At 45.3% G+C, this 15,392-nt stretch carries 11 protein-coding genes; 6 read left to right on the forward strand and 5 right to left on the reverse strand.

All coding sequences use genetic code 11. The features are described from left to right. The first annotated feature begins 249 nt into the window (after positions 1-249). On the forward strand, positions 250-921 hold the full coding sequence (locus QUB30_RS25390; protein WP_333339213.1) for an SOS response-associated peptidase: 672 nt from the start codon (positions 250-252) through the stop codon (positions 919-921). 150 nt (positions 922-1,071) lie between these two features. Continuing rightward, positions 1,072-1,458, forward strand: coding sequence for a VOC family protein (locus QUB30_RS25395; RefSeq protein ID WP_333339216.1), 387 nt, complete (start codon positions 1,072-1,074; stop codon positions 1,456-1,458). 120 nt (positions 1,459-1,578) lie between these two features. Here the strand turns inward: QUB30_RS25395 and QUB30_RS25400 are convergent, their stop codons facing one another. Continuing rightward, the gene (locus QUB30_RS25400; protein WP_333339220.1) at positions 1,579-2,196 is read right to left on the reverse strand and encodes a CP12 domain-containing protein; all 618 of its coding nucleotides are present in this window, start codon (positions 2,194-2,196) and stop codon (positions 1,579-1,581) included. A gap of 276 nt (positions 2,197-2,472) precedes the next feature. Continuing rightward, positions 2,473-3,663, reverse strand: coding sequence for a transposase (locus QUB30_RS25405; protein ID WP_333339222.1), 1,191 nt, complete (start codon positions 3,661-3,663; stop codon positions 2,473-2,475). A gap of 178 nt (positions 3,664-3,841) precedes the next feature. On the opposite strand from QUB30_RS25405, the gene glpX reads away from it, so the two are divergent. The 3 genes from glpX (at position 3,842) to QUB30_RS25420 (ending at position 9,612) form a co-directional block, all read left to right on the forward strand. Beyond that, complete coding sequence (gene glpX / locus QUB30_RS25410) at positions 3,842-4,879, forward strand: class II fructose-bisphosphatase (protein WP_333241171.1); 1,038 nt, start codon at positions 3,842-3,844, stop codon at positions 4,877-4,879. A 145-nt stretch (positions 4,880-5,024) separates the two neighbouring features. After that, the gene (locus QUB30_RS25415) at positions 5,025-6,317 is read left to right on the forward strand and encodes a glutamyl-tRNA reductase (protein WP_333339225.1); all 1,293 of its coding nucleotides are present in this window, start codon (positions 5,025-5,027) and stop codon (positions 6,315-6,317) included. A 283-nt stretch (positions 6,318-6,600) separates the two neighbouring features. Further along, positions 6,601-9,612, forward strand: coding sequence for a UPF0182 family protein (locus QUB30_RS25420; protein ID WP_333339228.1), 3,012 nt, complete (start codon positions 6,601-6,603; stop codon positions 9,610-9,612). An 83-nt stretch (positions 9,613-9,695) separates the two neighbouring features. On the opposite strand, the gene QUB30_RS25425 is transcribed toward QUB30_RS25420, so the two are convergent. From QUB30_RS25425 to QUB30_RS25435, 3 genes are all read right to left on the reverse strand, one after another. Then, positions 9,696-10,349: a hypothetical protein gene (locus QUB30_RS25425; protein ID WP_333339231.1), complete on the reverse strand. Its 654-nt coding sequence runs from the start codon at positions 10,347-10,349 to the stop codon at positions 9,696-9,698. Between the two features lie 252 nt (positions 10,350-10,601). After that, positions 10,602-11,552 (reverse strand): PIN domain-containing protein, encoded by a 951-nt coding sequence (locus QUB30_RS25430; RefSeq protein WP_333339234.1) that lies wholly within the window; start codon positions 11,550-11,552, stop codon positions 10,602-10,604. A 217-nt stretch (positions 11,553-11,769) separates the two neighbouring features. Continuing rightward, entirely contained in the window at positions 11,770-13,296 is a 1,527-nt protein-coding gene (locus tag QUB30_RS25435) for a site-2 protease family protein (protein WP_445300549.1), read from the reverse strand. Between the two features lie 827 nt (positions 13,297-14,123). Between QUB30_RS25435 and QUB30_RS25440 the strand changes: the two genes are divergently transcribed. Next, the gene (locus QUB30_RS25440) at positions 14,124-15,272 is read left to right on the forward strand and encodes a tyrosine-type recombinase/integrase (protein WP_333339241.1); all 1,149 of its coding nucleotides are present in this window, start codon (positions 14,124-14,126) and stop codon (positions 15,270-15,272) included. The last annotated feature ends 120 nt before the right edge of the window (positions 15,273-15,392 follow it).

A 15,392-nucleotide genomic window follows, 5' to 3' on the forward strand; every position in this document is an offset into this window, starting at 1 on the left:
TGTCGCGATCGACTGACTGACGTAGCGATCTATCGCCTGACTCTTTTAAGATACAAGGGGCGGGTTTTACCAACAATAATTTCCTCAAACCAATCATCTCGAAAACCCGCCCCCACCCAACGGTAAATCGCTATGTCTCGTAAGGGCGGGTTTGACAAACCATCTTTGCCTAACACCAATAATCTCGACAACCCGCCCCGCCCAACGGTAAATCGCAATCTAGCTTTTTGTTAATACCAACTATAAATTATGTGCGGACGATACACTTTAACTACTTCAGCGCAAATCATCGCCGAATTCTTCAAACTGTCGGAAGTTCCCGACATCAAACCGCGATACAATATCGCCCCAACTCAATCAGTTGCCACAGTCACAGTTTCTCAAAAGCCAATGCAGCGACAGTTCCAATTTATGCGCTGGGGTTTGATTCCAAGTTGGGCAAAAGACATGAAAATGGGCAGCAAGATGATCAATGCGCGATCGGAAACAGTAGCCGAAAAACCTGCTTTTCGCAGCGCCATCAAGCACAGGCGATGTTTGATAGTCGCTGATGGTTTTTACGAATGGCAGCAGCAGGGAAAGAACAAACAGCCTTACTATTTTCAAAAGGCAGACGGCGAACCTTTTGCTTTTGCCGGTTTGTGGGAAAATTGGGAATCTCCAGAAAAAGAAAACATTGTATCTTGCAGTATAATTACTACCGAGGCTAACGAAACAGTGCAGCCGATGCACGATCGAATGCCGGTGATTCTCCCCGACAGCGATTGGGAACAGTGGCTCGATCCTTCAGTTAAAAATGCTCAGGAAGTTTTGCCCTTGTTAAAGCCCTATGCTTCCGAAGCTATGAAAGCAAAGGCCGTAAGTGCGATCGTCAACAGTCCAAGTAGAGACAGTCCCGAGTGTATTAGCGATCGGCAATAAATCATTGGAGCGGACAAAACCGAGATAGTTTGAGTTATGATGTAAAATAATGTTTGAGTTGTAGCTTGGGTTTTCTAAGTGGCAGTTTAACTCAGTTGTTATTTGCTCAAACATTTTTTTAATCTTAACATCAGTTAGAAGAGACAAAATATGATTGGATACGTTACACTGGGTACCAACGAGATTGAAAGTGCAGCCAAGTTTTATGATGCTTTGCTTGCTGAAATTGGCGCTCGACGATTCATGGAATTCGACGGATTTATCGCATGGAGCGTTTCTCCAGAGCGACCAGCACTTGCTATTACAAAACCCTTTGATGGTAACACAGCAACTGTTGGCAATGGAGTAATGATAGCTCTTCAAGTTGACAGTCCAGAAAAAGTCAACTTAGTTTATAACAAAGCGATCGAACTTGGGGCTAAGGATGAAGGAGCTGCGGGGCCAAGAGGCGTGTTGCCGGGGTTTTATGCGGGATATTTTCGGGATCTTGATGGGAACAAGCTGAACGTGTTTTGTATGATTGGGCCAAACACTTAAGATTTTTATTTTTCATGAGGCTCGCCGAAAACCAGCTATTTCCGGTTGTTAGCTATTAGTTATCAATCCCTAAATAAGAGTTGATAACTAATAACTAATGACTAATGACTAATGACTAAATTAACTCTCGTACATCCGCGCTTCAGCAGCCTCGGGATTTTCCTCGCAATACTCGTCAAAAGCCGTTTTTTCAAGCTTTATCGATCGCTGGTGAGAAGCCTCAGCCTGCATTTCCTCTACAATATCCCACGCTACCGCGCACTCTCTAGAAGTAGCGCCTTTCTCGGCACAGATAGTTCTGGCATCCGCGATCGCCTGTTCGATTTCTTCCTCAAATAAAATACTTTTCGGCTTTTCGACAAAATCGCTTTTTGTCAAGATATCCGTTACCGAAATAATGCCCAGCAGTTTGTCTTTAATCACCGGAGCTCGGCGGATTCGGGTATTGGCGAACAACCTCGCCACGTATTCCACGCCCAAGTCGGGATTCACCGTGATGCACGGTTTGGTCATGATCTCGAAGACGCGGACTTTCTGCGGGTCTACTCCGTAGGCTGTTACTTTGTAAACAATATCCGTTTCCGTGACAATCCCGTAGGCGTCTTGTTCGTGGCGGCGTTCCACAATTAACGCGCGCAAACACAGTTCGTTCATCATCGCCACCGCTTCAGCTACAGTTGCCGAACCGCGAATGGTAACAACTTCTGTGGTCATAATATCTTGGGCTTTCATCATCATTTTTTATTGCTTCTCGCTTATAAAGTCTAGTGCGTCCGGATTTTGGCCCGGAAATTTGATTTGCTATCATCTTGACACTTCAGGACTGAGGCAACTGTTACGATAAATCAAGGATGGCGACTCTCCCCATCTCCCACTCCCCTCTCCTTTCACTCAATTTTCCAGTCCCCGACTCAAAGAAGCAAAAGTTAATACAAACTAACCAACTCCCAACGCTCTCGCAGATCCCCGCCTCTGTTGACACTCCCCAGCGTTCACGCACGGGGATTCTTTAATCTACGACATGACTTGCTCAGGCAGGATTTCTCCAACCAAAGTAGAGGTCTCATCTCCTAAAGAGTTCCTTGGCTCAAGACCAAAGGTTCCGGTATGCCCTACCGTACCCAATCCCCGACTTAGGATATTTCTAGCTGCATTTTCATCTCTATCTATCACACAACCACATTCACAAACGTGTGTTCGGGTGGATAGCGTTTTCTTCACAATTTCACCGCAACTAGAGCATTCTTGGCTTGTATATTGCGGATTAACCGCAATCGTCACCTTCTGAAATACTTTGCCAAAGTATTCAATCCAGATACGGAACTGATACCAAGAAGCATCGTTAATAGACTTAGCCAGACAATGATTTTTTACCATATTTTTAATTCTCAAATCTTCGTAAGCTATCAAGTCGTTTGACCGAACTACGCACCTTGCAAGTTTCACTGCATGGTCTTTACGTTGCCTACTTATTTTGAGGTGGCGCTTACCTAAAATCTGTCTAGCTTTGCCTCTATTTTTTGAACCTTTAACTTTTCGAGAGATACGACGTTGACAACTTTTAAGAACTTTTTCACCTTGGCGGAGGAACTTAGGATTTTCAACCGTCATTCCATTAGAGTCGGTGTAGTATTCTTTCACCCCAACGTCTAACCCAATACTATTACCAGAGGGTTCTATATTTTCCTGTTTGTCAACATCAATGCAAAACTGAACGTATACACCATCTGCACGTTTCACCAATCTCACCCGTTTTATTTGATTAATTTGGTAGAATTGTAGATCCCGTGTTCCTTTCAGTTTTAATTTTCCAATCCCTTTTTTGTCCGTAAAAGTTATGGTTTTCCTGCGATCGCCAAGTTTCCATCCAGTCGTTTTGTAGTCAACAGAACGGCAGTCTTTCTGGAATTGTGGATATCCTTTTTTTCCAAAATTTCCTTTTTTGCAGTTGTCATAGAATCGGGAGATAGAAGACCATGCTCGCTCTGCGCTGGCTTGTCTAGCCATTGAGTTAAGTTCCGAAGCAAAGGGAAATTCTTTTGCCAACACAGCACAGTATTTATTTAAGTCGTATTTATTCACTTTTTGGTTGTCCATCCATAGCCGAATACAGCTATTTCGGACAAATTGAGCGGTACGAATCGCTTCACTTACTGCGACAAATTGACTGGGTTTTCCGTAGGCTTTGAACTCAAAAACTAGCATGACTCTACCTCCCATCTTATGCTACACTGTCTAGCATAGGATTTTTGATTGGTTCTCAAAACTTTACAAAAGCCGTCAAGCTTATGACGGGGTTTTAAACTCAATTTTCTGATAAGCTTGATGGCTGGTAGTGCAAAAAGCACAAGGCACGCAGGACTTAGTTGGGAGTATATAGTTCGTGGACAATGTAATCGGTTTAGAGATTATCGAAGTAGTTGAGCAGGCAGCCATCGCCTCCGCTCGCTTGATGGGCAAAGGCGAGAAAGACGAAGCCGACAGAGTGGCTGTAGAAGCCATGCGGGAGCGCATGAACAAAATTCATATGCGCGGTCGCATCGTGATCGGCGAAGGCGAACGCGATGACGCACCCATGCTTTACATCGGCGAACAAGTAGGTATTTGTACCCGCGAAGATGCCAAAGAAATCTGCAACCTAGATGAATTGATCGAAATTGACATCGCTGTTGACCCCTGCGAAGGAACTAACCTAGTTGCTTACGGTCAAAACGGTTCGATGGCAGTTTTGGCAATCTCTGAAAAAGGAGGTTTGTTTGCTGCACCGGACTTCTATATGAACAAATTGGCTGCTCCTGCGGCTGCTAAGAATCATGTAGATATTCGCAAAACGCCAACCCAAAACCTCAAAATTATCTCTGATTGCCTCGGCCGCAGTATTGAAGATTTGGTGGTGGTGGTGATGGATCGCCCCCGGCACAAAGATTTAATTAATGAAATTCGGCAAGCGGGTGCAAGAGTTCGGCTGATCAGCGACGGCGACGTTTCGGCAGCGATTTCTTGCGCGTTTTCTGGTTCCAACATCCACGCACTTATGGGTATTGGTGCAGCACCCGAAGGCGTGATTTCCGCAGCAGCAATGCGCTGCTTGGGCGGTCACTTCCAAGGACAGTTAATTTACGATCCAGCAGTTGTCAAAACTGGTTTGATCGGTGAAAGCAAAGAGAGCAATATCGCTCGCCTGAAAGAGATGGGGATCACAGACCCGGACAAGATTTACAATGCTGAAGAGTTGGCATCTGGAGAAACAGTTCTGTTTGCAGCTTGCGGGATTACTCCCGGCACGCTGATGGATGGAGTTCGCTTCTTTGGCGGCGGCGCTCGAACTGAAAGTTTGGTAATTTCTTCTCAGTCGAAAACTGCTCGGTTTGTGGATACAATCCATATGTTTGACCAGCCGAAAAATCTGCAATTGAATTAGTGATTAGTTAGCGGTTAACAGTTAAATGTTAACAATTAACAGTTAACGGTTAACAGTCGCCGGTGATTAGCAATTAGCGATAAACTAAGAACTAATAACAGGTGACTGTTAACAACTAAGAAAGAAATAGTGACAAATCACAGATATGAATATTGCAGTCGTAGGTCTCAGCCACAAAACAGCGCCGGTTGAAGTTCGCGAAAAACTGAGCATTCCAGAACAGAAAGTTGAAGCAGCGATCGCCCAATTGCGCGGCTATCCCCACATTCAAGAGGTTGCCATCCTCAGCACTTGCAACCGCTTAGAAATTTATATTGTTACCAGTGAGTCTGAGCCTGGTGTGCGAGAGGTTATTCAGTTCCTTTCGGAATGCAGTAAAGTTCCTTTGCAGTCTTTGCGCCCTCACCTGTTTATTTTGCTGCACGAAGATGCGGTGATGCACTTGATGCGAGTGGCTTCTGGTCTCGACAGTTTGGTTCTCGGAGAAGGACAAATTTTGGCTCAGGTGAAACAAACTCACAAACTCGCCCAGCAGTACAAAGGTGTAGGCAGAATTTTAGAACGCTTGTTCAAACAAGCTCTCACAGCAGGGAAGCGAGTTCGCACGGAAACTAGCATCGGTACCGGTGCGGTTTCGATCAGTTCGGCGGCGGCAGAATTGGCTCAAATGAAAGGTCAGCATTTAGCAAGCAGCAGGATTGCTATTATCGGTGCTGGCAAAATGTCGCGGCTTTTGGTGCAGCATTTGCTCTCAAAAGGAGCTAGCCATATCTCGATCGTAAATCGATCGACCCGAGGTGCTGAAGAATTGGCGAGCCTTTTTAAAGATGCTCAATTGCACCTATATCCGCTCTCGGAAATGATGCAGGTAATTGCCGATTCTGACTTGGTTTTTACCAGTACGGCCGCTACCGATCCGCTGTTAAATAAAGCTAAATTGGAAACAGTTTTAGACCCGAATCGCCCTTTGATGTTGGTGGATATTTCGGTGCCGCGCAACGTCGATGCTGATGCGAAGGAACTCGCTAATGTGAAGTCGTTTAATGTGGACGACTTGAAAGCAGTGGTAGCTCAAAATCACGAAAGCCGCCGCAAAATGGCAATGGAAGCTCAGGGCCTCCTGGAACAGGAAGTAGAGGCTTTTGATCTCTGGTGGCGCAGTCTGGAAACTGTTCCTACTATTAGCTGTTTGCGGGATAAGATAGAATTGATTCGCGAACAAGAGTTAGAAAAAGCTTTATCGCGTCTGGGCTCTGAATTTTCGGAGAAACATCAAGATGTGATTGAATCTTTAACAAGGGGGATTGTGAATAAAATTTTGCACGATCCGATGGTACAGTTGCGCGCTCAGCAGGATATTGAGGCGCGGCGGCAAGCGATGCAAACTTTGCAGACGCTGTTTAATTTGGATGTGGATGTCAATCAACAGTACAGCTAACTGGAGTTTTTTCGATTCAAATTCCCTTGACTGTAAATTATATTTGTAGGGACTCAGGCATTTGTCTATTGCTGTCAACTTAGCCTTAAACTCTCAGTGCGGCAGGGTTTCAATCCCTCCCTCAAAGCTCAATTCCTCTGGCAGAGGACTGAAGAACTGATTAGTAATTAGTCTTCATAGCGAGGACTCGAGCTATTAGCCAAGGACTTAGGTCTAATAGCGGTATTTCGGGTTAAGTTGACACCTATGGGCAATGTCATGTCCCTACTTTTAGCTCGTTGTTATGACTTTAAGAAGGCGAATTTATCCATTAATTTTATGGATTGTAGGGCTGTGGCTGGTTTTTGAGTTTGCGTGTCGCATTGCGGCAGAAATTTTCTGGTTTCAAGAAGTTGGATATCTTCAGGTTTTTCTGTTAAAGCTGAAAACTCAAGGGTTGCTGGGGACGATCGCAATTGCTGTTTCTTCTGCCTTTTTGTTCGGAAATTTGGCTTTAGCCCGCCGCCTGCAACATCCCGCCGAGGAAATCAAATCGCCGGTGGGGGCGGCACTATTCGCTTCACAGAGGGCAAACAAAACGGCGAAGAATTACGAATTACCTGTTGCTAAATCCCAAATTACCTTTCCCTGGCTGCTGTTGGCGGTATTCGGATTGAGTTCGATCGCAACTTTGACCGCAATTCACTGCGGGCTGTTAGCTGCAAACAGCCTCACCTATTTCGGTATAGCTGACAATTTGCCTGCACCGCCCGTGCAGTTGGGATTAGACTTAATCCAGCAAATAGGGGTGCAGCTATTTTCTCGCTGGTGGGAGTTGGGCTTGCTGCTGGGAACAATGTTAGCTGTGGCAATTAAGCCTGATTTTTGGCTGCGGGCGATCGCCCTTTTTCTCAGTTTGGCGATCGGGGTGATTGCCGTCAGTCGCTGGACAAAAGTTTTGCAATATTTCCACCCTACTAATTTTAACATAACCGACCCTCTTTTTAATCAAAATATTAGCTTTTATGTATTTATTTTGCCAATCTTAGAGTTGCTAGGATTCTGGCTGACAGTTGTATTTTTGTACGGTTTAGTATCTTGTGCTTTAACATATTTGCTGTCTGGAAATAGCCTGATTCAAGGGATATTTTTGGGGTTTTCTCGATCGCAGCAGCGGCACTTGTACGGGTTAGGTGCAGCTTTAATGCTAGCCACCGCATTCAGCTACTGGCTAAGGCGCTACGCATTGCTGTATTCCCGGGGAGACGTTAGTTACGGGGCAAACTATGCTGACGTGACGGTGCGGCTGCCCTGCTATGGATTTTTGAGTATTTTGGCAGGGGCGATCGCACTTTTGATGCTGTACCAGGTTTGCCAATTCAAAATTAAGAATGAACTCATAAAAAAAATTCTTTTAGGGTGGCTAGCTTTGATTTTTTTGGGGAGTTTACTGCTGCCAAAAATTGTGCAGCAACTCATAGTTAAACCCAACGAACTAGCACGAGAACAGCCGTACATCCAGCGCAGTATTGCTTTTACTCAAGAAGCCTTTGACCTCACAAAAATCGAAATAAAAACTTTCGATCCAGCCGGAAAACTTACATATAAAGACTTAGAAAAAAATCAACTGACTATTAGCAACATCCGCCTCTGGGACAAGCGACCGCTACTGAAAACCAACCGGCAGTTACAGCAAATTAGACCCTATTATACCTTTCCTGATGCCGATATCGATCGCTACACCATCAAAAACGAAAAAGCTAAAAAGAGAGATTCTGAAAGCCAACAAGTGCTTCTGGCAGCGCGGGAATTAGATTACACAGCAGTTGCCCCCGAAGCTCAAACTTGGGTGAACGAACACTTAGTTTACACTCACGGTTACGGCTTTACTCTTTCTCCCGTAAATACAGTCGGTGTAGGCGGTTTACCCGATTATTTTGTCAAAGATATTGGAGTGGCAGCCCAGAAAGGAGAGACTGCTTTGGAAATAACCAGCGATCAAATTCGAGTCAGTATTCCCCTGGCGTATCCGCGAATTTACTACGGCGAAGTAACCAATACCGACGCGATGACACAGACAAAAGTCAAAGAATTCGACTATCCCAGCGGCGAAGACAATGTTTACAATACTTACAGCGGTAGGGGAGGAATTGCGATCGGTTCTATGTGGCGGCGCTTGCTGTTTGCTAATTATCTCAAAAATTGGCAAATGGCGCTTACCCGCAATTTTATGCCAGAAACTAAATTGCTGTACCGCCGAAATATTAACAAAAGAGTCCGCGCAATCGCTCCTTTTTTAAGATACGATTCTGACCCGTATTTGGTAGTAGCCAACGCCAATCTTAATAAAGATGATATAGAAAAAGACGGGGGTAGAATTGGTATTAAAAAGCAGCCTTCTTCCTCAAAAACTAATAATTATTCCAACTATCTTTACTGGATTATGGATGCCTATACAGCGAGCGACCGCTACCCATATTCCGATCCAGGCAAAAATGAATTCAACTACATCCGCAACTCCGTAAAAGTCGTCATTGACGCCTACAACGGGTCTGTGGACTTCTACGTTGCTAACCCGTCAGATCCGATGATCGAAAGTTGGATTCGTATCTTTCCTGGACTCTTTAAACCCCTTGACCAAATGCCTCTGGCTATCCGCAAACATATTAGGTATCCCGTAGATTTGTTGAGCATTCAATCCGAACGCTTGCTAACTTATCATATGGAAGACCCGCAAGTATTTTACAATCGGGAGGATTTGTGGCGAGTTCCCAACGAAATTTATGGCAGCGAACAGCAGCCCGTAGAACCGTATTATTTGATTACGAAACTGCCAACAGAAACAGCAGAAGAATTTATTTTGCTGCTCCCGTTTACTCCAGTAAGTCGCAACAATTTAATTGCTTGGATTGCAGGGCGATCTGATGGTGGCAATTACGGAAAATTGCTGCTGTATCTGTTTCCCAAACAGCGATTAGTTTACGGCCCGGAACAAATAGAAGCTTTAATTAACCAAGATCCGGTTATTTCAGAACAAATTTCTCTCTGGAATCGCCAAGGTTCCAAAGCAATTCAAGGAAATTTATTAGTCATTCCAATTGAACAATCTTTGCTGTATGTAGAACCTCTTTATTTAGAAGCAGATCGCAATAGTTTGCCAACTTTAGTCAGAGTTATTGCTGTTTATGAAAACCGCATAGTCATGGCAGAAAATCTTGAATTGGCACTCAAGGCACTTTTTCAGCAACAATCTACGAATAAACCGGCCATTATTCGACCTGTAGAAGGAACAGCACCAGCTTTAAATAGTGAATGAACCGCAGAGGAAGCAGAGATAAGAGAAAGCGAGAATATCAGAGACATAAAATTATTTAGGGTTTATAAGTCTTGGCATTTCTGTTAGTTAGCAGCCTTGACATCCTCCCACCAAACATCGACATAGGGCCACATCAATGTCTCGTCTCCTCCAGAATCTAGTTTCACTGTCACCTCATAACGGTCAATATTCGTGAGTTCGCCAGTTTTACCATTCAAATACAATTGTTTGGGATTGTCGGTGAGAATTTCTACCCTTTGATTCAACAGCGGCAGCATCTGGGTAGAAGAACTATGAAAAGGATTTTTGCCTTTGATCGCATAGCCGCCAAGCAAAAATAAGTACATTGAAGCTATGAAAAATACCGTATACCAAGCCACAATTAGCACTGTTTTTTGTTGTGAAAAACTGGTATAAAGGCTCGCAACTCCTACGATCGCAGTTCCAAAAAATAACAAATTTGGCAGGTACAGCCCATCTTTCAGAAACACGCTACCAAAAAACATGAGGACTAACTGACAACCATATAATCCAGCGACCCAACTCAACCCAGTTAGCAAAGGTGAAGACAGCAGCCAATTCATTGCTACAATCAGAGCGATCGCCATTGCTATTGCCTCAATTGGTGCTGCATAATCGTACTGTCTGAAGGGAAGAAGAACAAAAAAGACTAAAGCATAAGTAAAACCTGCAAAAGCCAGTGCTAATCCACTAATTATTTCGTTCCTGTTGAGCATGGCGATGAATTTTTGGAGCGGTTAAAGCGAAGCGTTCATCTTCTGTTCGATAGTAGCCCTTGAAAATTCCCAGCGGACTAAGGCCAGCAACTCTAACCGTATAGTGCGCCAGAAGCACATTACCGCTATCTTTAGTGGAGCGAACCCATTTGTTTACCAAGCCTGCTATCCCGGTTTCCGAAGGTGGAAGATTAACGATGACCGAAGGCACAAGTTAGCCGGAGCTGAAGGTAGAATTTTCAGAAAACCAGATTATTTAGGGTCGATCGACTTAACAAATTGTTGCACAGGCTGCGGTAGAGCCGGCACAAAAGTCTTTCTAAAACCCTTAACATCGAACACTCGCCACAAAATACCCACCGCTACCGTCAAGAAAAATAAGGCTCCCAAAAAATTTAAGGCACCAGACAGAAAACCGCTGCCCCTTTTTGCCGGAGGCGTAATATGTTTCATACGATATACAGCCGGCTCGTAATCTCTAGGTTCCTCGCGACTGCGGGGCGGCTTTTTGGGGCGCGAACTCGCACTGCTGCTGGCAGTCAAACCCGTTTTATTTGTTTTAGTAAAACTGCTGGGCGACTTCAATTCAGAAGCGCCGCGCGTCTCGGTTAACTTGCTAGCAGAAGTCCCGGTTTTGCCAACCGCAGCATCCTGAATTCTGCTGTTAGAGCGCTGAGTCAATTTGCGTTCGGCGAGGGTGCGCATCAAACTTTGCAATTGCTGAGTCGCCGCCGGCGGGCGTTCCCCTTTCCTCGCCCAATTTAACAGCATTGCCCCGGTAATCCCGCAGAGATTCGTAGCGCCTACAGAAGCCAGCCGCTTCAGTAGAGGCTGGCTGTTGGACACAAAAATCACCAATCCCTCCGGGTGTTCTTGAGCCAAACCGTAAACGCACTGAGCCGTCGCCACTACGAGCATTGCTGGCTTGCTTTGATTTTTAATCGAAGGTTCCAGAGCTCGGTGTGTTTCCTGAGCGTCAGTTGCTATCCAGCCGCTGTCGGCAAAAAAGCGCATAAATTCTCTAGCTACTTGCTCTTGAGCTTTTTCCACCGCTTGCCCTGTCAGACGATCTATTTCGTCGTACACTACTTCCGGGATATAGCAAGTTCCTACCTTGGCATATTCTTGCCACACTTGGGTTCTACCAGCCATCAAAACATCTGCATCAAAAGTTACCAATACAGGAGGAAGTTGATTAGCCATGACTTTATCCTATATGCTTAGATAAGTTATTTTTACTTTATCGATCGAGTTTAAACAAATTTTGGGTTGTCCAAAAATCAACTTTTGGTAAGAGAGAAATAACCTGGGGCGGGGATCTTAATTGGAAATTAGTAGTTAAGAACCCGATCGCCCAATTCCTAGATTTCACTAATTTACCGCAACCCAAGAGCCTATTACCAAAGCTGCACCGCTGCTGTTAGTTTCCGATGCCCAGACGGCCCGCTAAAGCCGGAGTCAAAGGCAACAGCGCAGCAATCATCAAGAACAAAGCTAGCAAACCCAAAGCCGCGCGAGCGTCGTCAGGCTCAGTCAGCTCGTTGAGGCTCGGCCGTTCCAGATTCCGCTGTAAAATCAGAATCACGATCGCCCAATACAGAGCCAAAGGATTAACTAAAGAAGCGATGGCCAGCACCACAAACGTCGCCAAAGTAGCGCGACTTGCTATTTTTCGACCGTAGATGGCTTGCACGATTCTACCGCCGTCCAACTGTCCCGCCGGCATCAAATTAATCGCCGTTATTACCAAGCCCAACCAACCGATAACAACCAGCGGGTGAACATCAACAATCTGCTGCTGCAAAGCCGAACCCAAAACCACTTTTGCCAAAGTTCCCACCAAAACCGATCCCTTGAAAAATTCTGCGGGAATTTGAAACAAACTGCCGGGGTGAGACAGCAGCAAACCCGTTACCAGCATTAGCAGAGAAACTATTCCGCCAGCAGCTGACCCGGCAAAAGCGATGTCAAACAAAACTTTACGGTTGGGCAGCAGCGACTCAAAACGGTCGATCGCCCCAAAACAACCTATCTGCAAAGTTGGTATAAAAAACGGCCAACTCAAGCGAATATTGTACCGATTTGCCAGCACTCGGCGAGCAATTTCGCCCGAGCCTAAAACCGCCCAAATTCCGGCTGCCATTGGCAGAACTTCTAGATATCTAGTCGGCGAGTTAAAGAAATCGAAACCCAGCAGCAAACCGCCTGTTTCCAAGCTGGTAGCAATTGTTGCCAACAGCAGCACGACTGCTAGGATTTTTTGATATACGGTAGTTGGCTGAGGGTCGTTGGTGCTGGGCAAGATAATAACTACCGGTTTGTCGTCCTGATTTTCTACTAAGAATAGGCGGTAGCGATCGTTTAATCTTTCTTGCAAACTTGCCGTCAAACGCGAGTGTACTTGTTCTGGGTCTCCCCGGAGATTGCCTTTCAAGATTACCCCATCTTGATAGGGAATCGTTTCTGTGGCAAAGAAAGTATCGATGCCAAAGATGCCTTTAATTGCCTTGAGGTCTTCAACTGGAACGGGAATTATTTCTAATTCATTAGTTGCCGGTGGCGCTGTGACGATCTTAATAATTTGTTTGGCTGGTGTCGGCTGCGAGTCAGGGGCTGAGAAATCATCGCTTTGGGAATTTACCTCAGCAGCATCCGGGCGCGGCAGCACTGCATCGGATGCAGCCTTGCGCAATTGCCTGCCCAGATAAATGTACAATCCCGTGGATGCCACGAGCAGCAACAATACCGCAACTAGATTGAGGTAAATCCCGGCGGCGAACAAACCAAAGAACAGCAGCCAGGGGCTCATCAGTGCAACTGACTGCAACCAAGCCAAAATTCCCAGTTTGCCAAAAGGTCTGGCCCGATAAAATCCCCAACCCAGAATTCCCAGAGCAACCAATACCAGCGCAATGGTTGCCGTATTTTCCGATGCAACTATAGGCATTCCGGTTGTTTGCGCCAATAGGGGCTTTAATAGGTCGATCGCGCCGCGGTCGAGTAATAGCATTAAATTTTGGGGAATATGAAATAAAGTTGCTGGGAACATATCCAAACCTGTCGGAAACTAGCCTGATTACTAAGGATAACCCCTGAGGGCTACTCGGGCCACAACCGCCGCGCGCGGCTGTTTTCAGATCGCAGGCGGTCGGATATTGACACAATACACATTTTATGATATTACATGGGCTGTGGCAAACACATACTCATAAAATTTACGCACGGGTGGTCAGAAGCCGGGTGTTTATTGCGAAAATACTGCCTCCCGACCTTGAAAACTGGTAACAACCCGGTTTCTTTGGTATTTACGCGTCCAGAACTAACTCAGAAAACTTGCAGTGTCGATCGGGGAAGCTGGAAAATTAGCCCCGGTTTGGCAGGCCGGGCTTTTTCACGGATGTGAGTGTTTTTCGGATTTGAGTAGGCCAAACAAATCCGAAACAAGTCCGAAATAAATAAGGTTTCCGCTGCTCTCTCCTTTGCGGTATAAAACTGCTGAAACGCTTGATAATATTGGTTTGTGTAACGGGTACGGCAGGACTTGAACCTGCGGCTCGCTGCTTAGAAGGCAGAAGTGTCAAATTCTTGAATCCCTTTGTATGTAATTCTTTCAACCTTTAGTCACGCACAACCAAACCAAGATGCACAACAATTGCACAACAAATGCACAACATTTTGATATTGTAAGCCTGTAGAGTTGAGGGCGCAATCGTGCAAATAAACCAATCTCAGCGTCGGAAAAAGGGGACTGTCGGAGTGATGGCAAGCCGAGGTATGCTACGTCTTCATTTACCCCGCGAGCTTTATTCCGGTAAAAATACGTTTCTGTATATCGGTCTGGCGGATACTTTGGAAAACCGGGCGATCGCAGAATGCAAGGCTAAGCAGATTGAGCTTGACATCCTGACTGGGATGTTTGACCCAAATGATTTAAGCAAATACAAGCCTGTCCAGCCCCACAAACACAGCAGTAATCTGGTACAGGCTAAATTTGGGGCAACAAGTCTGACGCTGCAAGAGTTGTGGGACAAATATTTAAACTACAAGCAGGGTGCGCTCAAGCCAAAGTCTTTGCACTACTTGCGGACTACGTTGGGGCGACACATAGCCAAGTGTCCTTCGGATATTCTGCAAGCGCTAGAAGTTCGCGAAGTCCTTTTAGAGACAACAACGGGGGACATGACTAAGCGCATTCTCACCCACTTAAATGCTGCTGTTAATTGGGGTATCAAGCACGGGTTAATTATTTTGCCTGTTAGTCCCTACAAAGACATGGCTAATGATTTACCTAAGTACAACTGGCAGAATGACCCCACCCCTAATGCTTTTGTCACTGAAGAAAAGTTGCTGGTGCTACAAGCTTTTGAGTCTCACAAAAATAAGCCCGGACACTGTTACCACACATATTACCCATTAGTAAAGTTTTGGTTTTTAACGGGTTGCCGTCCTAGCGAAGCTATTGGCTTGACTTGGGGGAATGTCTCGCCAGACTGTGCTTATGTTTTGTTCAACAGCAGCATTCAGTTCATTGAGGGCAAAGCTGTTGAGAGTAAGGGGAGTAAAAATAACAAACACCGAAAATTCCCTTGCAATAATGAGTTGAAAGAGCTTTTAGTGTCAATTAAGCCACAACAGTTTGACTCTAAAGAATTGGTTTTTTCTTCTCCAACTGGGGAGGCAATTAACTACAGCAATTTTTCTCAAAGAGCTTGGCACAAGATAGTTGTACCTATCACTGACAAGACGCGGGAACCGGGTTACAAACCTACTACTCCATATTCTTGCCGGGATACTTTTATTAGCGAACAATTGGCGCAAGGTATCCCGTCTGCGGTAATTGCTCGCTGGTGCGATACGTCGGAAAGTATTATTAATTCCCACTATTTAGATAACAAGATTTTGGAGCATTTACGCCCGCTTTGATGCTGTTAGGATGTTGATTCTAGGGGCAACTTTTGCGAAACAAAACTTTACAGTCCCGGTGTTGACAAGGGATTGTAAGTCTGCAATCGTGAGTAACTAAGGAAGATTTGATATGCGCGG

It is taken from the genome of Microcoleus sp. BROC3 (assembly GCF_036702515.1).
Lineage (GTDB): Bacteria > Cyanobacteriota > Cyanobacteriia > Cyanobacteriales > Microcoleaceae > Microcoleus.

Bases quoted from the DNA above. Each gene is read 5' to 3' on its own strand.
- QUB30_RS25390 (WP_333339213.1), top strand. From the start codon at position 250: ATGTGCGGACGATACACTTTAACTACTTCAGCGCAAATCATCGCCGAA.
- QUB30_RS25395 (WP_333339216.1), top strand. From the start codon at position 1,072: ATGATTGGATACGTTACACTGGGTACCAACGAGATTGAAAGTGCAGCC.
- QUB30_RS25400 (WP_333339220.1), bottom strand. From the start codon at position 2,196: ATGATGATGAAAGCCCAAGATATTATGACCACAGAAGTTGTTACCATT.
- QUB30_RS25405 (WP_333339222.1), bottom strand. From the start codon at position 3,663: ATGCTAGTTTTTGAGTTCAAAGCCTACGGAAAACCCAGTCAATTTGTC.
- QUB30_RS25415 (WP_333339225.1), top strand. From the start codon at position 5,025: ATGAATATTGCAGTCGTAGGTCTCAGCCACAAAACAGCGCCGGTTGAA.
- QUB30_RS25420 (WP_333339228.1), top strand. From the start codon at position 6,601: ATGACTTTAAGAAGGCGAATTTATCCATTAATTTTATGGATTGTAGGG.
- QUB30_RS25425 (WP_333339231.1), bottom strand. From the start codon at position 10,349: ATGCTCAACAGGAACGAAATAATTAGTGGATTAGCACTGGCTTTTGCA.
- QUB30_RS25430 (WP_333339234.1), bottom strand. From the start codon at position 11,552: ATGGCTAATCAACTTCCTCCTGTATTGGTAACTTTTGATGCAGATGTT.
- QUB30_RS25435 (WP_445300549.1), bottom strand. From the start codon at position 13,296: ATGCCTATAGTTGCATCGGAAAATACGGCAACCATTGCGCTGGTATTG.
- QUB30_RS25440 (WP_333339241.1), top strand. From the start codon at position 14,124: ATGCTACGTCTTCATTTACCCCGCGAGCTTTATTCCGGTAAAAATACG.